At 38.9% G+C, this 24,490-nt stretch carries 20 protein-coding genes; 10 read left to right on the top strand and 10 right to left on the bottom strand.

The features are described from left to right. Window positions 1–146: 146 nt before the first annotated feature. Entirely contained in the window at window positions 147–365 is a 219-nt protein-coding gene (locus BUF13_RS19125; RefSeq protein ID WP_073573424.1) for a PspC domain-containing protein, read from the top strand. Here the strand turns inward: BUF13_RS19125 and BUF13_RS19120 are convergent. Further along, on the bottom strand, window positions 362–1,357 hold the full coding sequence (locus BUF13_RS19120) for a glycosyltransferase family 2 protein (RefSeq protein ID WP_073573423.1): 996 nt from the start codon (window positions 1,355–1,357) through the stop codon (window positions 362–364). The two genes, BUF13_RS19125 and BUF13_RS19120, sit on opposite strands and share 4 nt — an antisense overlap. Continuing rightward, a complete protein-coding gene (locus tag BUF13_RS19115; protein WP_073573422.1) occupies window positions 1,354–1,689 on the bottom strand; it encodes a YbaB/EbfC family nucleoid-associated protein in 336 nt (111 codons plus the stop codon). Before BUF13_RS19115 ends, BUF13_RS19120 begins: the two co-directional genes overlap by 4 nt. A 138-nt stretch (window positions 1,690–1,827) precedes the next feature. Between BUF13_RS19115 and BUF13_RS19110 the strand changes: the two genes are divergently transcribed. Beyond that, a complete protein-coding gene (locus BUF13_RS19110) occupies window positions 1,828–2,109 on the top strand; it encodes a hypothetical protein (RefSeq protein ID WP_073573421.1) in 282 nt (93 codons plus the stop codon). Window position 2,110: 1 nt separating this feature from the next. On the opposite strand, the gene hisS is transcribed toward BUF13_RS19110, so the two are convergent. Next, window positions 2,111–3,472 (bottom strand): histidine--tRNA ligase, encoded by a 1,362-nt coding sequence (hisS, locus tag BUF13_RS19105; RefSeq protein WP_073573420.1) that lies wholly within the window; start codon window positions 3,470–3,472, stop codon window positions 2,111–2,113. 167 nt (window positions 3,473–3,639) lie between these two features. Between hisS and BUF13_RS20710 the strand changes: the two genes are divergently transcribed. After that, a complete protein-coding gene (locus tag BUF13_RS20710; protein WP_166669853.1) occupies window positions 3,640–3,786 on the top strand; it encodes a hypothetical protein in 147 nt (48 codons plus the stop codon). A gap of 53 nt (window positions 3,787–3,839) precedes the next feature. Here BUF13_RS20710 and BUF13_RS19100 read toward each other — a convergent pair whose 3' ends face one another. Then, window positions 3,840–4,352, bottom strand: a complete 513-nt coding sequence (locus BUF13_RS19100) for a metallophosphoesterase family protein (RefSeq protein ID WP_073573419.1) — start codon at window positions 4,350–4,352, stop codon at window positions 3,840–3,842. 65 nt (window positions 4,353–4,417) lie between these two features. Here BUF13_RS19100 and BUF13_RS19095 point away from each other — a divergent pair, with 65 nt between their 5' ends. From BUF13_RS19095 to BUF13_RS19085, 3 genes are all read left to right on the top strand, one after another. After that, entirely contained in the window at window positions 4,418–4,819 is a 402-nt protein-coding gene (locus tag BUF13_RS19095; RefSeq protein ID WP_073573418.1) for a rhodanese-like domain-containing protein, read from the top strand. Next, entirely contained in the window at window positions 4,816–6,186 is a 1,371-nt protein-coding gene (locus tag BUF13_RS19090; RefSeq protein WP_073573417.1) for an NAD-dependent succinate-semialdehyde dehydrogenase, read from the top strand. Before BUF13_RS19095 ends, BUF13_RS19090 begins: the two co-directional genes overlap by 4 nt. An 85-nt stretch (window positions 6,187–6,271) precedes the next feature. Beyond that, window positions 6,272–7,252, top strand: a complete 981-nt coding sequence (locus BUF13_RS19085) for a pyruvate dehydrogenase complex E1 component subunit beta (protein ID WP_073573416.1) — start codon at window positions 6,272–6,274, stop codon at window positions 7,250–7,252. Between the two features lie 162 nt (window positions 7,253–7,414). Here BUF13_RS19085 and BUF13_RS19080 read toward each other — a convergent pair whose 3' ends face one another. Then, window positions 7,415–9,922, bottom strand: a complete 2,508-nt coding sequence (locus BUF13_RS19080) for a TonB-dependent receptor domain-containing protein (RefSeq protein WP_073573415.1) — start codon at window positions 9,920–9,922, stop codon at window positions 7,415–7,417. Between the two features lie 261 nt (window positions 9,923–10,183). Between BUF13_RS19080 and BUF13_RS19075 the strand changes: the two genes are divergently transcribed. After that, window positions 10,184–11,266 carry a sensor histidine kinase gene (locus BUF13_RS19075; RefSeq protein WP_073573414.1) on the top strand — a complete coding sequence of 361 codons (1,083 nt, stop codon included), beginning with the start codon at window positions 10,184–10,186 and terminating at the stop codon, window positions 11,264–11,266. Then, a complete protein-coding gene (locus BUF13_RS19070; protein WP_073573413.1) occupies window positions 11,263–12,006 on the top strand; it encodes a LytR/AlgR family response regulator transcription factor in 744 nt (247 codons plus the stop codon). The genes BUF13_RS19075 and BUF13_RS19070 overlap by 4 nt, the downstream gene beginning before the upstream one ends. 16 nt (window positions 12,007–12,022) lie before the next feature. Here the strand turns inward: BUF13_RS19070 and BUF13_RS19065 are convergent, their stop codons facing one another. From BUF13_RS19065 to BUF13_RS19050, 4 genes are all read right to left on the bottom strand, one after another. Next, the gene (locus tag BUF13_RS19065) at window positions 12,023–12,499 is read right to left on the bottom strand and encodes a hypothetical protein (RefSeq protein WP_134204569.1); all 477 of its coding nucleotides are present in this window, start codon (window positions 12,497–12,499) and stop codon (window positions 12,023–12,025) included. Between the two features lie 80 nt (window positions 12,500–12,579). Then, window positions 12,580–16,626 (bottom strand): AAA family ATPase, encoded by a 4,047-nt coding sequence (locus tag BUF13_RS19060; protein ID WP_166669854.1) that lies wholly within the window; start codon window positions 16,624–16,626, stop codon window positions 12,580–12,582. 192 nt (window positions 16,627–16,818) lie between these two features. Further along, on the bottom strand, window positions 16,819–17,661 hold the full coding sequence (locus BUF13_RS19055; protein WP_073573410.1) for a hypothetical protein: 843 nt from the start codon (window positions 17,659–17,661) through the stop codon (window positions 16,819–16,821). Window positions 17,662–17,792: 131 nt separating this feature from the next. Further along, on the bottom strand, window positions 17,793–18,428 hold the full coding sequence (locus tag BUF13_RS19050; protein WP_073573409.1) for a response regulator: 636 nt from the start codon (window positions 18,426–18,428) through the stop codon (window positions 17,793–17,795). Window positions 18,429–18,902: 474 nt separating this feature from the next. Between BUF13_RS19050 and BUF13_RS19045 the strand changes: the two genes are divergently transcribed. Then, window positions 18,903–22,154 (top strand): SusC/RagA family TonB-linked outer membrane protein, encoded by a 3,252-nt coding sequence (locus tag BUF13_RS19045; RefSeq protein WP_073573408.1) that lies wholly within the window; start codon window positions 18,903–18,905, stop codon window positions 22,152–22,154. A gap of 12 nt (window positions 22,155–22,166) precedes the next feature. Beyond that, window positions 22,167–23,873 (top strand): RagB/SusD family nutrient uptake outer membrane protein, encoded by a 1,707-nt coding sequence (locus BUF13_RS19040; protein ID WP_073573407.1) that lies wholly within the window; start codon window positions 22,167–22,169, stop codon window positions 23,871–23,873. Window positions 23,874–24,021: 148 nt separating this feature from the next. Here BUF13_RS19040 and BUF13_RS19035 read toward each other — a convergent pair whose 3' ends face one another. Then, a complete protein-coding gene (locus BUF13_RS19035) occupies window positions 24,022–24,399 on the bottom strand; it encodes a hypothetical protein (protein WP_134204571.1) in 378 nt (125 codons plus the stop codon). Between the last annotated feature and the right edge of the window lie 91 nt (window positions 24,400–24,490).

Raw genomic sequence — 24,490 nt, 5'->3', positions numbered from 1 at the left:
TCTTGAGCATAGGAAATAATTGATAAACAACTAAAAATCAACAAAATGAAACTTTTTCTAGCTTTTAAAAACAATAGGGCCGACATTTTGCTTTATAATTCTTGAAATGATTTTTTAACTTTATTTGAATTAAACCAGCAACTGTCATGCAAAAACTGAAACTGTTTTTCGAAGAAAGAGCCTTCGGCGTATGTTCCAGATTAGGGGAAAAACTAAATTTCCCAATTGACAGCATCCGTTTATTCTTTATTTATTTGTCTTTCATCACATTGGGATCACCTGTGGTGATTTATGTGGTGCTCGCAATGACAATGAAAGTTCGAAAATACTTCCGCAAGATGAACAATCCTGCACTTTTTGACTAAAGCTTTTCAAAAGTCCTTTTCCTCAGGATTATAAAATCCCAATATATCCATCGAGAAGGCCCGATTCTTATAAATTCTTTCCCTTTGTAAGACCTCCCTTGGAGACTTTTCCCTTTCCAAAATTCCTTGTAAGCTCTAAATATTGCAGAGCCATACTTTCCTTGGCCCTTGACATAATATCCGATTGCAGCCAACCATTCAGTTAGGAGCTTAATGATGAATATCCACCAAAACTTCCCTGAAGTTTCAGCTTTATATATCATACTCAGGCTATTCTTAATATTCAAGAAGAGTTTCCTTGGGCTACTTCTTGCAAGCGTAGCTCCTCCAAAATGATGGACTCTTGATTGACCTGTATAGCCAATCTTATAGCCCATTTGTCTAAACCTTACACAAAGATCTATCTCTTCCATATGCGCAAAAAAATGAGCATCAAAGCCATCCGCTTGATGGAAAAGATCAGCTTTGATAGCCATACATGCGCCAGATGCCCAATCTACAAAAGCAAAATCATCATATTGGCCATGGTCTTCCTCGATTACATTCCAAATCCTTCCACGGCAATAGGGATAATAAAAATCATCCAGAAAACCTCCTCCAGCTCCTGCATAATCAAAAAGTCTTGGGTTTTGAAAAGAGAGAATCTTAGGCTGCACGGCTGCAAGGTCATCATCACTTTCCAAGGAGGAAATTAAAACCTGATCCCAATTTGGCAGCACTTCTACATCAGAATTAAGCAGGATATAATATTGATATTTACCCTTTAGTGATTCTAACCCCCAATTATATCCTCCAGCATATCCAAAATTTTCCTGAAGTTTAATTAGGGGAACTGTGGGAAATTCCCTTTCTAAAAGCGCTATTGATCCATCTTGGCTAGCATTGTCTATCACCCAAACATCCGAATTGGAATGTTCAATAACAGAGGGAAGAAACTGACTTAGCATTCCTTCCCCGTTGTAATTCAAGATGACAACAGCACAGTTTTTCATCCAAACATGCTTCCCAAGTCCATTCCGGGAATATTTGGCAACATTCCTTCAGTCGCTGACTTCATAGCTTCTTTGATTTTCACATCAATCGCCTCCATCGCAATATTAGTTGCAGCAACGATCAAGTCACTTAGCATTTCTTTGTCCTGAGGAGTCAAAAGTGACTCGTCCAAATCAATAGTTAATACTTTTCGTTCACCATTGACTGTGACCTTGACCAAACCAGCCCCGGATTCTCCTTCAGCAGTCAAATGAACAAGTTTAGACTGGGCCTCTTTAATTTTTGCCTGAGCCTCTTTGACCTTGCTCATCATGTTCATAAAATCAAACATATATCTGGAATTTTATTTTAATTTCAATTAACTTTTTAGAACATTCTTCTGAATATCGAAATCACATCAAATATTCATGCAAGAATGGAAACTTTTACAGACTTTTCTCTGTCTATATATTCTCTAAACCTATCAACCATGAAGACCAAAGAATACATCGAAAAAGAACAAATCAATTCTCTGAATTTTTCCAAACAGGAAGTTCTCCAATCATACGATGAGAAAAAATCCAGGTTGGCTGATTTGCATCGATCCCAAACCCTCGGGAATTTACTTCATTCTAAAGTTCATATCACCTTTCAATCAGCAAATGAACAAGTTTACGAAGTCTACACCACGGTTTGGGCTGTAGCTAGTGAATTCATAGTCCTGAAAGGAGGAGTGACCATCCCCATCAACTCGATTTTGAAAGTGGAATAACTTATCCCAATTTCTTGGTCAACTCTTCCAAATTAAGACTTTCTTGGTTGCCTGTTTCAAGCTCTTTCAAGGCAATCGTCTTGTCTGCTATTTCCTGATCACCACAGATCCCAACAAATGGAACTCCATTTTTGCTGGCGTAATCCAATTGCTTTTTCATTTTAGCCTGATCAGGATAGATTTCTGCAATGATTCCATTTGCTCTCAATTGAGACAAAAGGGATAAAGCATATCCGTATCCTTTATGATCAAAGTAAGTCAATAATAGCTGTGTTCCTTGGACGCTTTCCTTCGGGAAAATACTCAACTCCTCCATCACATCATACAATCGATCTACTCCGAAAGAAAACCCAACTCCAGAAACACCTTGAAGTCCAAAAACTCCAGTCAGGTTATCATATCGACCTCCACCACTTACTGATCCTATAGAGACATTATTGACTTTAACTTCAAAAATTGCCCCGGTGTAATAGGAAAGTCCTCTGGCCAAAACCATGTCCAATTCGACATGATCCAAACCCTCACCCATTTGAGAAAGAATCTCAAACGTCTCTTCCAATTCCTTTACCCCTTCCAATCCTACTTCACTGGAGGACAAAAAGGACTTTAGAAATTCCAATTTTCCAGCTTCTCCTCCATTGTATTGAACAAGCGGATTTAATTTTTGTACAGAATCGTTCTGGAATCCTCTCTGCTCAAGCTCTTCCTGAACTTTCTCCCAACCAATTTTATCGAGTTTGTCAATTGCAACGCAAAGAGGTCCCTCTTTTCCAGCTTCACCGATCACCTCGGAAATACCGGTCAGGATCTTTCTATTATTCACTTTGATCGTATAATCCTCGATTCCCAAATGCTTAAAAACTCGGCGAATCATCAGGATAATTTCAGCTTCACAAACCAGACTATCTGTCCCAACTACATCTGCATCACACTGATAAAACTCCCTATATCTCCCCTTTTGCGGTCTATCTGCTCTCCAAACAGGCTGGATCTGAAATCTCTTAAACGGAAATGTCAATTCATTTCGATTCATCACCACGAATCTTGCAAAAGGCACAGTCAAATCGTATCGAAGTCCTTTTTCTGAAACTTTGGTCAAAGTCGCCGCAGAACCATTTTCCAGATCCTCAGCACTTACTTTCTTTAAATAATCCCCACTATTCAAAATTTTGAAAAGGAGCTGATCCCCTTCATCTCCATATTTTCCAGTCAGTGTACTTAAATTCTCCATGGCTGGAGTTTCTATCTGATTGTAGCCAAACAGGCGAAAAGTGTCTTTGATAGTATCCAGAATAAAATTCCTTCTAGCCATCTGAATAGGGCCAAAATCTCTCGTTCCTTTAGGCAAACTAGGTTTCTGCATGCTTCTTTTTCTGGTGATTAAAGGCCAAATTTATCGAAAAATTACAGAAATACCCTTGATTTTAAGGAGAAGAGATAATTTATTCCTATAGATTTATAGGCAATAAAAAAATGTTTCTTTACCTTTGCACTCCGTTTCGAAACAAAAAACTTTAAACATATACAGTCATGGCAGTTACTACTCTGAAAAGAAAACTAAGAAGAAAAAGACAAAGCCAGAATACACGTGTAATCAGAATCAAGCAGTTGAGCGCTCAACCAGTGATCAAAAACGTGGATGTGGAAGAATTGAAAAAGTCTTTTGACAACAAATAATTTCCTAATTTCTGGAAACAAAAAAGCGACTCTCAAGTCGCTTTTTTTATGCCCTATTTTTTGACCACTCCTCTTTTCCCCAACTCAACGACACGTAAGTTCTGAATCTTTCCGGAATCAATTTCGAAAAGCAACATCGTTCTCATTTGATGAAAACCATGTTGACCGATTGCCCCTGGGTTCATATAAAGACAATTTAGAGTTTTGTCATATTCTACTTTGCAGATATGAGAATGTCCACAAACAAACACCTGAGCACCAGCCTCTTTAATCTTTGACTTCACTCCTTTTGCATATCCCGGAGGCTTTCCGCCGATATGAGTCATCAAGATTTTCACTCCTTTAATTTCAAAATCAAGCCATTCCGGATATAAATATTGAAGTTGGGAATCATCTATATTTCCAAAAACAGCCCGGATCTTTTTATCCTGTGGCAACAGATTCATAACTTTCAAAGAACCTATATCCCCAGCGTGCCATATTTCGTCTACATTTTGGAGATAATTGATCGTTGTGTGATCAATGTAACTGTGGGAATCAGAAATGAGTGCGATTTTGTATGCCATTGAATGTGGATTGATCTAATCTACTGTTCAATATCAGACCATCATTTTACTTCAAAAACAAAATCATGAAAAATTTGAAACATTTATTTTGGACCCTTTTAATCCTAGTCGGCGTAAGTTTTTCTGTTTCAGCTCAAACTACTGCAGACTCAGCAAAAGTGGTATCAGCCGACAAATTCGAAAAGTTAATCTCGAAAAATAAAAACACTCTCCTAGACTTAAGAACTCCACAAGAGGTCCAAGATGGACATCTAGTCGGAGCAACCAATTTAGATTTCTTAGATGAGGATTTTCTAGAAAAAATTGAACAATTAGACAAATCAAAGACTTATCTATTATACTGCCGAACTGGAAATAAGACCAGAAAAGCTGGTGCCGCCATGAAGAAGGCAGGCTTCAAAAAAGTTATCATGCTTGACGGAGGCATTACCTCCTGGAAAGCACAAGGCAAACCTATTGAGGAATGAACAAAACCAAATCGATTAACCCCTACACGGGAGAACTTTTAAAAGAATTTGACCTCCTTTCGGAAAAAGTACTGAACGAAAAACTCCAATTAAGTGATCAAGCTTATCAAGATTGGAAATCAGTCTCTTTTTCTGAAAAGGCCAAATTGATGAAAAATGCGGCAAAGGAATTAAAGGAAAACAAAGATTTTTACGCCGAAATTATTTCCCTTGAAATGGGAAAAGTGATTAAAGAATCAATCGCTGAGGTAGAAAAATGTGCGTGGGTATGTGAGTTCTATGCAGAAAATGCTGAAGCGTTTTTAAAGCCAGATTTAATCGATTTACCAGATGGGAAAAAGGCTAAAGTACTTCACCAACCCATCGGGGCGGTTTTGGCGGTTATGCCTTGGAATTTTCCATTTTGGCAAGTTTTCAGATTTGCTGCACCTACATTGATGGCAGGAAATACCGGTTTGCTCAAACATGCCTCCAACGTTCCACAATGCGCACTGGCAATCGAAGAGGTTTTTACCAAAGCTGGATTTCCCAAGGGAGTTTTTCAGACTCTTTTGATTGATTCAAAAACCACGACCCAAATCATCAATAAATCCGAGATCAAAGCGGTAACCTTAACAGGAAGTGAGAAAGCTGGAGCATCCGTTGCTTCAGAAGCCGGAAAAAACATCAAGAAATCATTGTTGGAATTGGGTGGGTCAGACCCTTTCATCGTAACAGAAGATGCCGATATTCCAACTGCAGCGAAAACTGCAGCAAAAGCGCGAATGATTAATTTTGGTCAAAGTTGTATCGCCGCTAAAAGATTTATCGTGCATGAAAATGTTTTCGAAGAGTTTTTGGAAATCTTTTCAACAGAAATAAAAAATCTGAAAGAAGGGGATTCTTTGTCTCCAGATTCTGATTTTGCCTGCATGGCTCGAGCTGACTTGGCCGAAGAATTATATGCTCAGGTTCAAAAATCCTTAGAAAAAGGAGCCAAGGCAATTTTAGGTGGTGAAAAACCTAAAAAAGATTCTGCAAAGTTTTCTCCAACAATTTTAATAGATATTCCTAAAGATTCTCCCGCCTATTCAGAGGAGCTTTTTGGGCCTGTAGCCATCGTATTCAAAGTAAAATCTGATACCGAAGCTGTACAGATTGCCAATGATTCTGAATTTGGTCTGGGCGGTTCTGTCTGGAGCAAAAACCAGGAAAAAGCGGAGAAAATAGCCACTCAGATAGAGACAGGGGCAGTATTTATCAATTCTATGGTAGCCTCAAATCCTCATTTACCTTTTGGTGGGATTAAGAAATCAGGCTATGGGAGAGAACTTAGCAGATTAGGGATTCTGGAATTTGTCAATGCAAAAACCGTTTATCTAGGCTAGGAGACGTTTGGATAATGTCGGAAGCTATTTTTGCAATTGACCGATTCCTTCCTATTTTTACGAGCCAAAATTTTGTCTTTTACTAATGAGAGAAATACAATTTCGTGAAGCCCTCAGAGAGGCCATGTCCGAAGAAATGAGACGTGATCCTAATGTCTTTCTGATGGGTGAAGAAGTAGCCGAATACAACGGTGCCTATAAAGTTTCCCAGGGAATGCTTGATGAGTTCGGACCAGAGCGAGTTTATGACACGCCAATTGCCGAATTGGGATTTGCTGGTTTGGGAGTAGGTGCTGCTATGAGTGGCTTGAGACCTATTATCGAATTCATGACATTCAACTTTTCTTTGGTAGCAATTGATCAAATCATCAATTCTGCTGCGAAAATGTATGCCATGTCGGGTGGGGCTTATTCAGTTCCTATCGTTTTCCGTGGCCCAACAGGTAATGCTGGCCAATTGGGAGCGACTCACTCTTCCAACTTTGAAAACTGGTTTGCAAATACTCCTGGATTGAAAGTAATCGTACCTTCTAATCCTTACGATGCAAAAGGACTTCTAAAAGCCGCTATCCGTGACCCAGATCCAGTGATCTTCATGGAATCTGAGGTAATGTACTCTGATAAAGGAGAAGTTCCTGAGTCTGAATACATGCTTCCTATCGGAGTAGCAGATATTAAAAGAAAAGGAAAAGACGTGACTTTGATTTCCTTTGGTAAAATGATGAAAGTAGCTCTCCAAGCTGCCGAAGAAATGGCCAAAGAAGGAATTGAGTGTGAAGTGATTGATTTGAGAACTGTTAGACCTATCGATTATGCTACATGTGTTGAGTCTGTGAAAAAGACCAATAGAGTCGTTATCGTTGAAGAAGCAAACCCTCTTGCAGCTATCTCTTCCGAATTGACTTATCACTTCCAGAGATATGCATTTGATTACCTAGATTCTCCAGTGATCAGAGTCAACTCAATGGATATTCCTTTGAGCTACGCTCCTACTTATATTGAGGCTACTATTCCAAATGTGGAAAGAACAGTAGCAGCGATCAAAAAAGTGACTTATAAAGGTTAATCAAAAAAACCTTCGAACATAAAAAAGCCCGGCCTTAACAAAGCCGGGTTTTTTGTTACCCAATCTATCTATCTGTTTACGCTTAAATAAAGCCAATCTTAATACGGAGACGAATAGAAAAGAGGCCACTGAACTGTATCATAGCCTCTCCCCATAGAACAATTACTTCTTGTTGTTATTGTTATTATTCATCATGCCTCCGCCTTCGCCGCCGCCTTCGCCACCTTCTTTCAAATCATCATTTGAAACGGATCTTCTTCTTCTCGTGCGGTCGCTCATACTCAACTTACCGATTCTATAACTAAAGTTGATTTTGAAGTTCATATTACGCATGGCGTTGGTGCTATTTTGGATCATGGTAGGAGTAATGATCTCATTATTCACCTTAAACTCTTTTGTCAGGAAGTTTTCCAATCCAAAACCAATAGAACCTCTTTTCTCTTGGAATTGCTTATTGAAATTCAAACCATACATTGCAAATCCACCATTAGACCCTTGTAGCTGTACTCTTCTACCTCTTGCAAAGGAGAACAATTGGACTTGCCAATCTTTTGGAAGAGAGTAATTACCGAACATTCTACCAGAAATCACCCAGCCATTATTTTCGGTTCCTAGTCCATTATTCAACATCGCATAGTATAGATCAAATCCACCATTCAAAGAGAACTTATTATTGATGTTGATATTCATAAACATATTGGAGCCCACAGCCTGTTCTTGGCCGATATTTTCATATGTAGTAAAAATCACATCATCTTCTAACACACTTCTAACAGCCTGGATAGAACCAGTTGTATTTCTGTAAAAACCAGTGAAGTTCAGCATGGAGTTTCCGATGTAGGTACTGTATCCCAATTCAAAGTTATCAGTCATTTCAGGATCCAAAACTGGGTTACCTTGACTCCATTGTGATGGGTTGGAAGTATTCAAGTTAGGGTTCAAAAATCTCATAGAAGGTCTCTGGATTCTTCTGTTGTATGCTGCCTTGATCATGTTTCCATTTTTCAATTTACGACTGGCATTCACACTTGGAACGAACGTTCCATAAGAAGGAATTTCAACTGTTTGCTCATCAACGAATTCAGCACTAATAGTAGTGTACTCATATCTAAGACCAGTTTTCAAAGTATAGTTTTTCAAGAAATTGAAAGTATAAGACCCATAACCAGCAGTCACATTTTGATCATATGTAAACTCATTACTCAATGTAGGGTCTTGGATTTCCACATAAGAGCCATCCTCTCCTTCAGCTTGGAAATAAGCAAAGTCAGAATATGATTTTCTCATAATGTTCTTTGCTCCATATTCCAAGATCTGATTTCCGTCTTTACCCAATGGGTTTACAAAATCCAATTGAACAGTGAAATCCTCATTTCTACTTGGGTTTTCATTTCTCAATTTGGAATCGATAGTTTGGAAATCATCATTGAAAAGGCTGTTTACAAAAGAGCTATTTCTATTATCTCTGCTATACAAAGTCAATAAGCTGATCTCTTTCCCTTTCTTCTCATAAGTCCTGGTATAGTTCACACTCAAATCCAATGAGTTACCATCACTTTTAGTATCAGTTTCTCTCAATGCAGAGCTAATTAAATCTCCGGCAGAAAATCTTTCTGTCAAGAAGTTTGTCTGATTGCCTTGCATGTTTCTCAATCCAAAGTTGACAGCACCAGTCAAAAAGTTATACTTATCGATTTCATAGTCAACACCGAAATTATATCTGCCAAACATCATTTTACTTTCGGTATCTGCTGATTGAACAACAGTGGTTTGGCTTCCATCAGTACCAGTTAACAATTGCTCGTTATTAAAACCTCCCAAAATATTATACCCGGCTCTTCCGAAACCACCCAATGAAAACCCAAATTTTCCGATTCTTGCACTACCATTCAATCCCAAGTTTGATCCTCTCAGACCAGCACCTGTATTGATGCTCAAAGTCATCCCTTGAAGGTTGTTCTTCTTAGTCACGATATTGATCACACCTGAAGTTCCTTCAGCATCAAATCTTGCAGATGGAGATGTGATCACCTCTACTTCTTTGATTTCGTCAGCAGGAATCTGTCTTAATGCATCTGTGATACTACTTGCTGCGATGGCTGATGGACGGTTGTCAATCAATACAGTAATACTGGAACTACCTCTCATGGATACATTCCCATCCAAATCCACCGAAAGCATCGGAACTCTTCTCAACACATCCGTCGCGTCACCACCGGCTGTAGTTCTGTCGTTTTCTGCCTTATAAATAGTCCTATCAACTCGCTCCTCAATCAATTCTCTTTGTCCCTGAACAGTCACTTCTTCTAAAGCTACACCCTCATCAGACATCTGAAGCTCACCCAAATTGGTGTCACCAGTTTTGGATGTAATATTGATGTCATCGACAACTAAGGTTTCGAACCCCATAAAGGTTACTTGCAGCGAATATTCTCCAGGCTCAAATCCTGTGATATAGAATTTCCCCTCGCCATCAGCTACAGCTCCAGACATACTTACATCAGAACCTTTTTTGTAAAGGGCTGCAGTAGCATAACCCACAGGTTCACCAGTTTTGGCATCTTTTGCGACACCTATAATCCTAGCAGGCTGGGATTGTGATTGCTGCGCAAATGCCTGGGTCATCCCCAAAGCAGCAAAAAGAATAATTAGATTGAGTAGTTTTTTCATGATCTTGTTTTCAAATATTGGGCTCACACCAATTGAATACCCCAAATTTGAAGGCTTTGTTTCGCATTTTTTGACCAAATAGACAGTTATAGGTATCTTATCGACCAAACCCCCATTTGAGCAGATAAAAAGGATTTTCTGCTCGACAAATGCCTTTATCCGTTCATTCGGTAGTTTCGACGTGAAAAACAGCGGATTGGCAGATTATGAAAACTGTCAATAGATTCTTTATGTTAGTTTGGCAGCAGTTAATTCATTACCATGGCTACTATCACCCCAAAAAAGAATATTTCCTTTGTAGTACACTTGCTGGGCTGGATGATGTTGTGCATCCTTCTCGTACTACTTTCTCCTCTTTCTTGGAGAATGGGTGAAGCTGAAATTCCTATCGAATTTTGGTACAAGCAAGTATTCCTTGTAGGGATATTAGTTGCCACCTTTTATAATAATGTCACCTTTTTTGTCCCTAAGTTTCTACTTAAAGGCAAGAATTACATCTATCTACTTATTGTTTTAGGAGGGGCCATTGTGTTCTATTTCGCTATTGTCTATTTCGAACAACTCATCCAATACCCAAGAAGAATGCATGAGTTTTTCAATCCAGACAGACCTTTCAAACCTGGAAGACGTTGGATTCAGGGAGATGCTTTCCAGATTTTATTATACATCGTTTCAGTTGGACTGAGTACTTCCGTGGCATTAGTTCAAAAATGGCAAAGAGATGAAGCCAACCGCCAAGAGCTAGAAAAACAAAATATCAATACCGAGCTTTCATACCTTAAGGCTCAAATCAATCCGCACTTCTTCTTCAATACTCTGAACAACATCTATTCTTTAACCAACCTGGATATCAAAAAAGCTCAGGAAGCTCTATTGAAACTTTCCAGAATGATGAGATATGTTCTATATGAAAATCAACATGAGTCAACTCTCCTAAGTAAGGAAGTGGATTTCATTCGAGATTATATTGAGCTGATGAAAATGCGTCTAACAGACAAGGTAAAGCTTGAAATCCATCTTGATGAAGCCAAGGACAATCAGGTCATCGCACCAATGTTGATTTTGCCATTTTTGGAAAATTGCTTCAAGCATGGTATCAGTTCCCAAAAGGAAAGTCATATCTATATCAAGTTAGAAATCATGGGAGACACAGTTTTCTTTGAAACAAGAAATCAAATTTTCCCAGTCAATTTGGATAGCCCTGAAGCAAGAGAAAGTGGAATCGGACTAACAAATACGCAAAGGCGCCTGAGTCTTCTCTATCCCAAAAAACATAAACTTAAATTTGGGAAAGAGGAAGGCAAAGAGGAATATTACGTAAACCTGACCATCAATCTCTCATGAAACTCCAATGTATAGCTGTAGATGACGAGCCTTTAGCTCTAGACCTTCTCTGCAAATACATCGAGCAGACTGCTTTTTTAGAGTTGAAAGGTAAATTTTCCAGCGCCATAGAGGCTTTGGGTTTTATCAATCAAAATCAGGTTCAATTGATCTTTATGGATATCCAGATGCCTGATTTATCAGGAATGGAATTGGCAAGAGTTCTAGATGGTAAAAAAGATTCTGACAAAACCCGAATAATTTTTGCCACAGCCTATCATCAGTTTGCAATCGAAGGATACAAAGTAGACGCCATTGACTATCTCCTTAAGCCTTATTCATACGAGGAGTTTTTGAATGCCGCAACTAAGGCATTTAATTATTTCGAAAAGCAAAATAGAAATTCGGAAGAAGTAAAGGTGAAAGTTGAGGAAGACCCAGAATACATTTTCCTAAAAGTAGAATATCAGCTGGTCAAGGTCCTTTTGGATGACATAGCCTATGTAGAGGCCTATAAGGATTATGTAAAGGTTCATTTGCTTTCCAAAGCTTCTCCATTGCTTTCTCTAACGAGCCTCAAAAGCATGGAAGAATTACTTCCTGCAAAGAAATTTATGCGAGTTCATCGATCTTATATCGTAGGTCTCAACCATATAGAATCTGTATCCAAAAACTTGATCACAGTAAATGGAGCACAGATTTCAGTCAGTGACAATTACAAAGATGCCTTCCTGGAATTTATGAGCAGGTGGATGACTTAAGATAAAACCTTCAATATTATTCTACCCTGGTGTAGGTTAGAACCAAACAGTTTTCAAGAGGTCCGCATCCACTTGTTAAAGTTTTGTAATCCTCGGTAATTCCAAAAATCAAGGAGTTTGGAGGATCAAATTGATAAAGAACCAACTCACTTTTTGGCTGATAATTAGAATCCGCAACCCCTTGAGCATATGCTTCATTTTTGACGATGGTCACCTTATTATTCTCTATAGTATAGGTCCCATAACCATAAGCCCTATATCCTAATATCTCATCTCCTCCAATATTTTTGGTCACTTCTTCAAAAGTAAAAGTACCGTCATTTTTAAAATCCAGTGTACCCACAAAATCAAATTGCTCAGACCCCCAGCCTAAATTACCCTGGGTAATTCTCTCGTAAATCCCGGTAATTTTGGACTCAGGACTTGGCTCTTCGTCAGCACAACTTGAAAAAAGAATGGGAATTACTAAAATCAGAAGGATGTACTTTTTCATGGTTTTCATTTTGGTAAAAAATATTGGTTTACAACTCGAAGACGCCTTCTGCAATTCATCTGATACAAATAATCTAAAGTTTAATTTGGAATATCTATCATTACCAAGCAGCCCTTACCTGGCTGGCTTTCTATTTGGAACTCACCATTGAGCATTTGCACCTTGGTTTCGATACCCAATAATCCCATCCCCCATTCCTCCTTGGATTTTTGAATTCCGACTCCATTATCTTCTATAGAAATATTGACAGAATCAAAATGCCTGATAATCTGAAGCCTTAAATACTCCGCTTTGGAATGCTTCAATACATTTTGAATCAGTTCCTGGCAAATCCTATAAACAGCCAATTCCAATTGAGCCTCCAGCCTTTCCTCCAAACCCAAAATCTGAAGTTCAGTCTGAATTGTGGTCTGCTGGGAAAGTGGCTCCAACAATGCCTGCAGTGCCAGCTCCAAACCAAATCTTTTCAACGAAACAGGCGACATATGATGTGCAATTCTTCTCACTTCATCTATCGCTTCATCGAGCTTTTTCAATGATTTAAGCCCTTCCGATTTAAAGCTATCTTTTCCCGAGGAATCAAAAATATGAGTCAAATTCAACTTCAATGTAGAAAGTTGTGATCCCAAACTATCATGAAGCTCCCCTGCAATTCTCTCCCTTTCGTATTCCTGGACTTTGATCAAATCCTTGATATGGGAGTCTTTTTGCTTTTCCAACAAAGTCATCAAAGCTTGTTTTTCCTCCATCTTCTTCTGAACCTCCTCATTAAGCCTAAGGGTGTTTTCAAAATTTCTGGCATTATCCAAAATCACTCCACCTTGCCTGGAAACTATTCTAATCCATCTCAGAATATCCTCTGAATAAGCATTCGAGTCAAATTGGCTTTCCATATAAACCACCATTGTGTGATTTTCAGAAAACCCAACTGGGAAAAACAAACTGGATTTCACCCCCTTTTTCAAAATAGAATCCAGTTCAGGATAATTCAGATGCTTTTCAAGTTGATTTAAAACCAAAGGCTTTTTCGTTCTATGGACCATTCTAAAAAGCTCAGATAAAACTCTCCAAGAATCCTCCTCTTGATTCTCTTCAAAATTCAACAAACTGTCATGGTGAAAAGCCTGCAAATCTCCGTCTGGATTCACCCATAAAATCATCGACTTGGTGGAAGCCGAAATCCTCATCAACAGTACCATCAAAGTTCTGGCGATCTGAATTGAATGAATCTCTCCAGCCAGTTCAAAGAGAATATTTTCAATATCCAGACTTTCTCTTTTTTGAGATTTCTTAGGAATGATGAAAGCGTATTGTCTTACTAATTGCTCTATCTTCCGAGTAGCACCCCATTGATGATAGTGAAACATTGCATGCTGGAGGTGTGTGCTCGCGGAGACAATATTCTTATTTTCTAGGTAAAATTTAGCAAATAGCTCATGGCAAATTGCCTTTTGATAAACATTATCCCGAGCACCTTGGATTGCATGGATGTACGCATCTTCCACCTCTTTAAAATCAATACTTTTTATTCTTCCAAGCTCGGCTTTTAAAAGCCAAAAATGTGAGGCAAAATTTGATGGAGACTTATCATTCCAAGAAGAGATCATTTGATAAAAAGAATCTAGCCAATCCATTTCATCAACCCTTTCTTTTCCCAAATTGGCCCAATTTTGAGTGATTGCCAAAGCCTTCAAAATCAGATTTGCAGGTACCAAAGGAGAACCTTCTTGAAGTTTTTGATTTTGCTCCGCGATAGAGCTACTTTCTATAGCTTGAGAATAGTAGCCGAACATGAAATAGTACCTTGCCAGAACATAGTTTCTATAAAACTTCTCCTCCTGTAAGGTCAGCCTTGCAGCCAATCCCCTTGCCTCCTGCTTTGGTAAAGAAAGAAAAGGACTCCTACCAGAAATATATCTAAACAGCTCTTTTTGGTAATGGGTGATATAATAGGTCAACTCCATCCCCACGTAGCTTTCTTTGAAATCAAATTTTAAAAGATCCTCAATTGGCTTTCCACTGAGAAAATGAAGATTAAACAAGTGGGTTTTATTGATGTAATAGGCAATCTGGTCTCCTGATTTTCGAGCTGCAGCCATACCTTCTTCTAGCAATGGATAACTCAAATGATATCCTTCTTTCCATGGGAGAATATAAAATCCAAAGACTCCAAGTACTCGAGAGCGATACTGAATATCACCAATTGAGTTGTTCAAGTTCAAGCCGTGAAGTCCCAAATCAAATCCTTCTTCAATTTGGCCAGAAATAATTTTCATCCTTCCAAAACTCACCAATCCCAAGGATCTTACATTTGGCTGATCAATAATCTGAGATCTAGAAATAATCTGAAGGGCGGCCCAAGTCATCAACAAGTCCGAAGTATGATGAAGCGCCATTCCTCCATTGTAAAGCAGTTGTAATATTTTAGACTGATTACCAATTTCAACTTTTGTAGACTTTTCAGGTAAAGCATCTGATGCGATTCCAATCTCCAATCTCCGTATTTCTTCCTCTATTTGTTCCTGCACACTTGGTAGCCTAAGCCCCAGCTCATTTAAGATCTCAGTCAATATAAAAACCGACTTCCTATATCTTCCTAAATGATTATTGACGATGATTTTAAGTTCAAAGGCAAGAAATCTCAGCTGTGAATCTCGATTTTGCTCAAGCAATTCATCCAACAAAATCTCAGCGACATCAAACTCCCCCATGTAGTACTCGACGCGAGCCCGCTCTAACCAAACATGTCCAATCAAATCTCCCTTATCGGTCCACTTTTCTCCTTTCAATAAATCTCGAGCTGTAGTTAAAAATCCTTTGGCTTGAGAAAAAGAATGTTCTTCTCTCTGAATTTTGGCGACTTGAACCATCAGTTTTATGATTCTTTCTTTTTCCTGATGGGTCTGAAGGTATCCAGCAACTTGCTGGAAATGTTGAGCCAGAATCACTAATTCTGACACATTCTTTTCTCCCCAGATTTCATTCAAAAGCTGCTCTCCTAAAGCAAGGTGAAATTTTTGAATTTCTTCTTTACCAAGATTAGACAAAACAGCTTCCCTTATTGCTTCCTCTATGAATAACTTGTCATTTTGAAGAGATAAAAAATTCTCCAAAAACAGCTTTTTCAGTGAATCTCCTAATTCATCATGATTTGAAAAAATCTTTCTAACCCTTTTGAGATCTAATTCCTTCACGCAAGCCACCATCCCTAATATTTCTTTCTGAAGGGAGGATAGACTTTCATAAATCTTATTCAGGAGATGATCCTTTTTTTCTCCTATAAGTCTCTGAGAGATTAAATCTATGTCACCATTCCACTTCCCTTTCTTTTTCTGGATCAAATCTTCCAAAATCAATGTCTCTAGTATTAATATTAGAGTAGAAGGCAGGCCTTCAGATGACTCATTTAGTAGCTGAGCCAACTCTTCATTTACTGATCCTCCTAACCTATTTTCAATCAGCTCTTTTGCATTGAAATCTTCTAGAAAGTCGAGGTGAATGGTATGAATATGTTTATGAAACCAAGCTAAGGAATTTAGGAGTTGAGAAACCTTGTTCTGATCAGATTCATCAAAATCTGCCACTGCCACCAAGCTCAAAACCGAAGAATCCAAGTTTGCTAAAAGATACTGGATCAGGTTGCTCGTTGATCCATCTATCCATTGAAAATCATCTACAAGCCAAACTAGAGGACTTTTAAAATATTTGCTCAAACACTCAAAAAACTTTCTGAAAACTAAATAAAGCTGGCTTTCAACTTTTGGGAGCTGAGATTGAAACTCATTCGAATCAGAATCTAACAACAATGAAAGTTCTGGAAGATATTCCGACAACAAGGAAAATTCAGCGCCCAGGACAGTTCTCACTTCTTTTGAAAATCGGGAGAACTCCCCACTATTCATCCGCTTGATCTTTTCGCTTAAAAAAGGCCCTAATGCTCCCTTTAAAGCCGAGTAAGGAATGTTATGAAGTTGCGAAGTCTGGTCGCTGATTAATAATTGGTAAGAATTGGATTTTAGGTATTGTTTGGTCAAAAAAGATTTTCCGATCCCATCTTTACCTGTAATTAGTATTCCTACCAATTGCTCATCTGTCGGCAAAGACAATTGCAGAAAAGCACTTTCCATCTTTCTAAAAAACTGCTTTGTTCTGACCTCCTTGAAAGATGATTTTTGATGGTAAAAAGGGGGAAAATCCATATTCTCGTTCAATCAAATAATCTGAAAATGAAAATATTGCTTTCCCAAAGCCCGACCTAGAACTTTCATATTTCAGGAGCAAAAAGCCTCCCAATGGAATCTCATTTTACAAACCTGAGATCAGGCACAATGATATTTAACCAAACCATCCAAAGGTTTGGGTCTAATCTCCATGATTTGCTCACCAAGTTCACTTGCAACTTCGAGAAGAATTTCCTGAAAATGAAAAGCTACAGATCCTGCAAAAGAAATTGGATATTCGACACCCTTTTGTCGAAAAGGATGAATATAGAATTCGAAAAACTTTGAGAAACTTGACTTAATTAGCGCCTGAACTTCTTCATCAGATTTCTCCGAATGAATGAATGGAATCAAAGAAGCTAAAAACCGATTGGGATGGGATTGCTTATAAATTCGATCTAAAATAGCCACTCGATCCAATGCGAACTTTTCAAAGAATCTAGCCGTCAATTCAGGGGAAAGTTTTTCTGACAAAAGCTGCTGAACAAAATCTCTTCCCAATACGGCTCCGCTACCATAATCTCCCAAAATAAATCCTAAAGAAGGAACCGTCCCGACGATTTTCTCCCCATCATAGACACAGGAATTTGCACCAGTCCCCAAAATGCAGGGGATTCCAGGTCGATTTTGGAACAAACTCCTTGCAGCTCCTAAAATATCACCTTGGACCAAAGCAGAACTTTCCGCCGGAAAAACCTCATCCAATACCAGGGCCAATTCATTGGCCTTTTTGGGATGCCCACATCCAGCTCCGTAAAAAATCACTTGGGAAAGTCCTTCAATTGGATTCAATACCTGTTTTCTCAATTCCCTTTTGATTTGTTCAGGAGATTTAAAATAGGGGTTGATCCCTTGAGTTTTAAACTCGAGAATGGTTAATCCAGAAGGTTTGACGATTCTCCAATCAGTTTTTGTAGAGCCACTGTCAGCCAATAGAAGCATAGTTTCTTTCTTTGTCGGGTGGATAAGAGGCCATCATAGGCACACTTGACAAAGATGAAAGAAACAAGTTCTCTTCCAATCCCAGAAAACAGTGATTTAGCACAATCACCAGAAGTTTTTAAAAAAATGAATTAGTGGATCAATCCTTTTTTGTAGGCATTATTCACCAGCTCCGCAGTATTTTTTGCTTTGAGCTTGTACAACAGATTTTTACGATGAGTTTCGACCGTGTTTTTACTAATAAATAGTTTCTCACCGATTTCAAGAGTCGTCAAACCATTTGCTATACAATCCAAAACTTGGGTTTCCCTTTCAGAAAGTTTTTCATCCACCTGGTATTTGGAGGTGTTTTTGAAAAAGCTATTCAATAATAGTTTGTTGACCTCATCACTCACATAGGAATCACCTTGATTCAAGGTTTTGATTGCCTTTAAGAGATCCCCTTTACCGGTATTTTTCAATAAATATCCGTTAGCTCCACTTTTCAGCATATCAGAAATGTAGTTTCTATCCAGATGCATTGACAATCCAAGGACCTTTAGTCTTGAATCTCTCTTACACAATTCTTTCGTCGCTTCCACCCCATCCATCTCAGGCATATTGACATCCATGATGACCAGATCGACCTCATTTTGTGAACAAAAAGAAACCGCCTCTTTTCCATTATTGGCCTCACCAATTACTCTAATACCCTGTACTCCTTGGAGCATGGCCTTCAAACCATCAATAAAAAGCTGGTGATCGTCCGCTATCAAAACATTAATCATCTCTCAACAAATCTAATAACAAGGAAAAAACTTAACGAGAATCAAACTCTGAATAATATTACACATCCTTTTCCAACTCTTATTTAATATTTCCACCAGTGGAAATTAGCACCCCAATAAACACCTACACACGCCTCCTTATTTATATTCAATTACTCTTTAAAAAATTCAATAATTTATCTTATATAATTTCGGCACACTTCAAAAAACATTCACCCAGACTCATCAGAAGATGATTTATAACTTTTCAAGGTTCTTATCTCAAGATCTCTTTTAACCTCAATTTGTATTATTTATTTAAAATATCATGAATTAGTGATTTGATAATATCACTGTTTTCAGGGATAGCCTAGCGACATTTTTTAAAAAGATTTGACGGTATCATTCTATAGTCCCTGCTATGCTCAATGTTTATAACATGAATTAGCAAAGATTTTAGAACAATTTATTTCTAACAATTTTAAAACCTCTAACATGAAAAAACTACTACTCGGTGCCTTTGCATCAGTATGTTTTCTCCTGTTTCATTTTCAAGTAAACGCTCAATCACTACAGGTCACAGGACGTGTGATGAGTGCCGAAGATGGACTAGCACTTCCAGGAGTTAGCATATTGGTAAAAGGAACTACCAAAGGTGTCACCACCAATACAGATGGCACCTTTCAAATTGGAGTTGAGAGCGGGCAAACCCTCGTTTTCAGCTTTATCGGAATGGAATCGGTGGAAAGAGTCATCACTTCAAGTACCAATCTCGACATTGTATTAAGTCCTGATGCTCAATCTTTGGAAGAATTTGTAGTAGTTGGATACGGTACTCAAAAGCGAAGCGATCTGACAGGTTCCGTATCTTCTATAGACACCAAAGTCTTGGAATCAAGACCTATTACGGATGTGGGACGTGGACTTCAAGGAACCACACCAGGCTTGACTATCACTACACCGAGTGGTCAGATCGGTCAAAATCCAACCATCAGATTAAGAGGAACAGTTGGAACTTTGAGTAATTCCGGAGGAGCTCAGCCGCTGATTTTGGTTGACAACGTGGAAATCCCAAGTCTTCAATTGGTAAACCCTGAGGATATTGAATCTATTTCAGTACTGAAAGATGCAGCATCTTCTTCCATTTATGGCTCAAGAGGTGCCTGGGGTGTAATCTTGATCACCACCAAAAAAGGTAAAAAAGGAGAAGCTCCAAGAATCAATTATTCCAACAACTTCTCTTTTGCAACACCAACTACTACTCCTACCATTGCTCCAGGAGCAGAAGGTGCTGAAATGGCATTTCAAGCTTTGCAAAGAAGAAATCCTTCTACCAATGTATTTGGGGTAGTAGGGATGTATTTCGATGAAATCGGAATACAAAAAATGAGAGATTGGGAAGCACAATACGGTGGCCAAGATTTGGGTCCTGAGATGGTGCTTGGTAGAGACTTTGAAATCCGTGACGGAAGACTTTTCTTCTACAGAACATGGGATGCTGGAGATATGTTTATGAACAAATGGACTCCTCAGCAAAAACATGATCTTTCTGTATCTGGCGGAACTGACAAAACCACCTATCGTCTAGGTGTAGGATATTTGGGTCAAAATGGTGTTTTGAAAGTCAACCCTGATGAATTCAATAGATATTCAGCAGATTTAAGCTTAAGCTCTCAGGTGACAGATTGGATGGAAATTCGTGGTGGGGTTTTGTATAGCGACACTAAATTCACCAGACCTTTCTACTTCTCCAGTGAGACATACGATCCGTGGTATTACCTTTTCAGATGGCCTAAAAACTACCCATACGGAACTTACGAAGGCAATCCTTTCAGAAGTGCAATCACCGAAGTACAGCAGGCTAAAATGAATGAGGAAACAACAGCGCTAACCAGAATTAACCTGGGCACAACTTTGACTCCTCTCAAAGGTCTTTCTATCGTAGCAAACTTTACACATGACTCTCAAAACAATCATGTGCATCAAACTGGCGGATCTGTTTCAGCTTACAACTTCTGGTCAACAGGTGCCAATTTGCAATACGCTCCATACACAAGTGCATCATACGACAGAGTTAGATATACATCTTCTTGGAATACCAGAAATGTTGGAAAACTATTCGCAACCTATGACTGGACATTGGGAGACCATAATTTGAAAGCAATGATAGGTGGTGACATCGAATCTTATGAATACTGGTACCAAAGCTCCGAAAGAAGACAATTGATGGATCAAGACAGAGGCGAGCTTGACTTGGCTTCAGGTGATCAATTTGTAGATGGTGCAAGAAACCTTTGGTCTACCGCAGGGACTTTTAGCCGAATCAATTACAACTACAAAGGCAAATACTTCTTGGAATTGAATGGTAGATACGATGGATCCTCCAGACTTTCTCCTACAGAAAGATGGGCTTTCTTCCCTTCTATGTCGGCAGGTTATGTTATCTCAGAAGAATCATTCTTTGAGCCTATTTCTCCAGTTGTTTCTTTCTTGAAATTGAGAGGTTCTTGGGGTGCTATTGGTAACCAAAATGCTTACATCAGTGATATCTACAGAATTATGTCATCCTACTCTTCTGGATGGTTGATGGGTTCTGACAACAAACTGACTTTTGGAACTCCAGGAGCGCTGCCTTCTTCTTTGACATGGGAAACAATCACCACTCTTGACTTAGGATTTGACGCAAGATTCTTCAAAGACAAATTCGGAATCGGCTTTGACTGGTACAAAAGAGTTACTTCTGATATGCACAGTGCTGGCGAAGTACTTCCTGCGAGTTATGGTACTTCTGCCACCAAGCAAAACTTGGGAGAATTGGAAACCAAAGGATGGGAATTGGCTTTGGACTACTCTCATAAATTCGAAAATGGCCTGAACTTGACAACCACTTTCGTATTGTCTGACTACAAAGAAACTGTAACTGAATTTGCTGACAACCAAAGCATCTACTCTAACCGTCCAGGTCGAGTGATCGGAGATATTTGGGGTTATGAAACCGACAGATTGTTTACAGACGATGACTTCGTCAAGGATGCAAATGGCGAGTTTGTTTTGGACAACGGAAAATATGTATTGAAAGAAGGAATCCCTTCTCAGCAACTGTATGAAAGCGGATGGTTCTACTACGGACCTGGAGATGTGAAATACAAAGACTTGAATGGTGACGGAGAAATCACTTATGGTCAAAACACAGTAGATGATCATGGAGACTTGAAAGTAATCGGTAACTCCACTCCACGCTATCAATATGGATTCCGTCTCAACATGGATTACAAAGGCATCGACTTTGGGATGTTTATTCAGGGTGTTGGGAAACGTGATTTCTGGGCTAATGGACCGATTTTCATTCCTGGATATAGACCTGGAGAGGCATGGTTCTCACATCATTTGGATTATTGGTCTCCAGAAAATCCAAATGCTTACTATCCAAGACCAACTGATGCAGGGAACTCAAACAATTCCAAAAACTTCTTACCTCAGACAAGATACCTGTTGGATCTTTCCTACATGAGAATGAAAAATATCACAGTTGGATACTCTCTTCCATACACTTGGATTTCCAAGGCTGGAATGCAGAAAGTCAGAGTTTATTTCAGTGGAGAAAACTTGTTCGAGTTTGACAATTTGAATCTTCCACTTGATCCAGAAGTAGACTACACAGCAGCAGGAAACAATGATTCCAATACTTTCGGAAGGGTTTACCCGTATAGCCGTTCCCTTTCATTTGGATTGCAAGTCACCTTTTAAATCGACTAGATCATGAAAATAAAAATAACAGCATTAGCACTTAGTCTTTTCGCTCTGACCAGCTGCGAAGACTTTCTAGAAAAACCGCCTGTAGACAGGTTGACTGATGAGACTTATTGGGCCTCTGAAGACAATGTCAGAAGCTTTTCTTGGGGTTTTTACACCTCCTACTTCAGTGGATATGGATCTAGCTTTTCCTGGGGAAAGTTCTTCTCAGGTCAAAGTTTAAATGATGACTTTTCACCAAGTAGCCCTCCTCAGTTCAGAAGAACAGTCCCTACCTCAGCTTCTAGTGGCTATTGGACATTTTCATACGTGAGAAAAGCCAATATCTTCCTAAACAGGGTTCAAACAGTACCCATGGATGAAGAAGCTATCGCTCACTGGTCTGGTGTTGCGAGATTCTTTAGAGCTTTGGAATACCATGATTTGGTGAAGCAATTTGGCGATGTCCCTTGGTTCGAGGAAGAATTAAGTGAGACCGATACCGAAACCCTTTACCGACCACGTGACCCGCGTGATTATGTAATGGATCGTGTATTGGAAGATCTTCAGTTTGCAGCAGCAAACGTGAGAGAATCTGATGGAAATGATGGCCTTTCTGTAAACAGAGCTGTGGTATTGGCTTATTTGTCCAGAATCTTCCTTTACGAAGGAACTTGGCAGAAATACCATGAAGGCAACAATGCCAAAGCACAGGAATATCTTCAGGCAGCAAAAGACGCTGCTGGTCAATTGATCCAAACAGGTTCCTATTCATTAGGTAACTACAGAGAAGTTTTCAACTCTTTAAACTTGGCAGGTAATCCTGAAGTGATCCTTTACAGACACTATGAACCAGGGATGATTACACACGCTTTGAACTCTTACAATAATAAAGAGCCTCAAACTGGTGTTTCCAAGGATGCAGTTGATTCTTATCTATCAATCGATGGGTTACCAATCTCCCTTTCCCCACTTTATCAAGGAGAAAAAGGAATCGAAAACGTAATGGCCAATCGTGACCCAAGAATCCATGAAACTTTGGTTTCAGATGAACTTAGATTGAATGGTATTGCATCCAATTATAGCACGACTGGATATGCAACTCACAAATTCCTGAATGAAGTCATCAAAGATGAGCCAGAAGGAAGTTCCAATTTGAACTACACGGATTCTCCGGTATTGAGATTTGGAGAAGTTTTGATCAACTACGCTGAAGCAGCTGCTGAATTGGCGACTGTTGGTGGAGCTGCGCTTACTCAAGGCGATTTGGACATGTCTGTAAACGTTCTTCGTGACAGACCGGGAGTAATGCTTCCTCACCTGCAAGTAATGGGTGACAATGCAGCTGTGGACGGAATGGTCTACGAAGATCCCAATAGAGACTCATCAGTACCAAGCATTATTTGGGAAATCAGAAGAGAGCGCAGAATCGAATTGATGATGGAAGGCTTCAGATTGGATGACCTGAAAAGATGGAAAAAACTAGAGTATACTGATACTGAAGCAAACATCAATATCAATAGAGGTGCTTGGATTTCCAGAGTGGATTATCCAGAACTTCAGAGCAGTGTAGTTCTTTCTGACGGAGAAGAAGGATATATCATTCCGGCATCTGCGGCAGCTTCTCAAAGACTTTTCGAAGATCCTAGAGTATATCTTGATCCGGTTCCATTGGATCAGATCACACTCTATCAACAAAACGGGGTAGAGCTCACTCAGAACCCTGGTTGGTAAATTGAGTTAATAGCTGGTTTATATTATTGTCCCTCTTTCCATTGGATTGAGGGACTTTTTTTAACCATAATTATTAAAAAACAAAAACCAGATCCTTTCAGATCGGGCTAGTTTTTAATTACAATCATAAAAGCTTTTTATGCCCTTTTCAGGTACCTTCCCTATGCGAAACTATTAGAGGGTCTTGAATCTGTAAACAATCAATGTCTTCAAATTTCAAGGTTGGCATCATGCTTTTTAAACCTTCTCTGAAATTATTTTCCAATGGTTGATTGGAGTTTTTCACAAATAAAACTGGATATATCAACAGACAGCCTTCGAACGGAGTTAGATCAATATCAATAAGACTTTTGACAAAACTTTCTTGGACATCTTGATCAATGGGTAAAATTTCATCCGCTGAATAATTCTCCACTCTTGAAATATTTATTTCTTTTTCCTCCGAAATAAAAATCAACAAAGAATACCCTAAATATTTCTTCTCAAATTCCCCCGGCCTGATCTCCAGTACAAGGTTTTGAATCACCTTATTTGTGAAATCTTGGGGGAAAACACTTTTTTCAATTTTTTGGGAATAGCAGTCCGAAGGCACCTCTAGTAGAAAAACAAACATCATT

Source organism: Algoriphagus zhangzhouensis, from assembly GCF_900148515.1.
Lineage (GTDB): Bacteria > Bacteroidota > Bacteroidia > Cytophagales > Cyclobacteriaceae > Algoriphagus > Algoriphagus zhangzhouensis.
This window is presented reverse-complemented; position numbering and strand designations above follow the sequence as displayed.

Bases quoted from the DNA above. Each gene is read 5' to 3' on its own strand.
- BUF13_RS19125 (WP_073573424.1), top strand. From the start codon at position 147: ATGCAAAAACTGAAACTGTTTTTCGAAGAAAGAGCCTTCGGCGTATGT.
- BUF13_RS19120 (WP_073573423.1), bottom strand. From the start codon at position 1,357: ATGAAAAACTGTGCTGTTGTCATCTTGAATTACAACGGGGAAGGAATG.
- BUF13_RS19115 (WP_073573422.1), bottom strand. From the start codon at position 1,689: ATGTTTGATTTTATGAACATGATGAGCAAGGTCAAAGAGGCTCAGGCA.
- BUF13_RS19110 (WP_073573421.1), top strand. From the start codon at position 1,828: ATGAAGACCAAAGAATACATCGAAAAAGAACAAATCAATTCTCTGAAT.
- hisS (WP_073573420.1), bottom strand. From the start codon at position 3,472: ATGCAGAAACCTAGTTTGCCTAAAGGAACGAGAGATTTTGGCCCTATT.
- BUF13_RS20710 (WP_166669853.1), top strand. From the start codon at position 3,640: ATGGCAGTTACTACTCTGAAAAGAAAACTAAGAAGAAAAAGACAAAGC.
- BUF13_RS19100 (WP_073573419.1), bottom strand. From the start codon at position 4,352: ATGGCATACAAAATCGCACTCATTTCTGATTCCCACAGTTACATTGAT.
- BUF13_RS19095 (WP_073573418.1), top strand. From the start codon at position 4,418: ATGAAAAATTTGAAACATTTATTTTGGACCCTTTTAATCCTAGTCGGC.
- BUF13_RS19090 (WP_073573417.1), top strand. From the start codon at position 4,816: ATGAACAAAACCAAATCGATTAACCCCTACACGGGAGAACTTTTAAAA.
- BUF13_RS19085 (WP_073573416.1), top strand. From the start codon at position 6,272: ATGAGAGAAATACAATTTCGTGAAGCCCTCAGAGAGGCCATGTCCGAA.
- BUF13_RS19080 (WP_073573415.1), bottom strand. From the start codon at position 9,922: ATGAAAAAACTACTCAATCTAATTATTCTTTTTGCTGCTTTGGGGATG.
- BUF13_RS19075 (WP_073573414.1), top strand. From the start codon at position 10,184: ATGGCTACTATCACCCCAAAAAAGAATATTTCCTTTGTAGTACACTTG.
- BUF13_RS19070 (WP_073573413.1), top strand. From the start codon at position 11,263: ATGAAACTCCAATGTATAGCTGTAGATGACGAGCCTTTAGCTCTAGAC.
- BUF13_RS19065 (WP_134204569.1), bottom strand. From the start codon at position 12,499: ATGAAAAAGTACATCCTTCTGATTTTAGTAATTCCCATTCTTTTTTCA.
- BUF13_RS19060 (WP_166669854.1), bottom strand. From the start codon at position 16,626: ATGGAAAGTGCTTTTCTGCAATTGTCTTTGCCGACAGATGAGCAATTG.
- BUF13_RS19055 (WP_073573410.1), bottom strand. From the start codon at position 17,661: ATGCTTCTATTGGCTGACAGTGGCTCTACAAAAACTGATTGGAGAATC.
- BUF13_RS19050 (WP_073573409.1), bottom strand. From the start codon at position 18,428: ATGATTAATGTTTTGATAGCGGACGATCACCAGCTTTTTATTGATGGT.
- BUF13_RS19045 (WP_073573408.1), top strand. From the start codon at position 18,903: ATGAAAAAACTACTACTCGGTGCCTTTGCATCAGTATGTTTTCTCCTG.
- BUF13_RS19040 (WP_073573407.1), top strand. From the start codon at position 22,167: ATGAAAATAAAAATAACAGCATTAGCACTTAGTCTTTTCGCTCTGACC.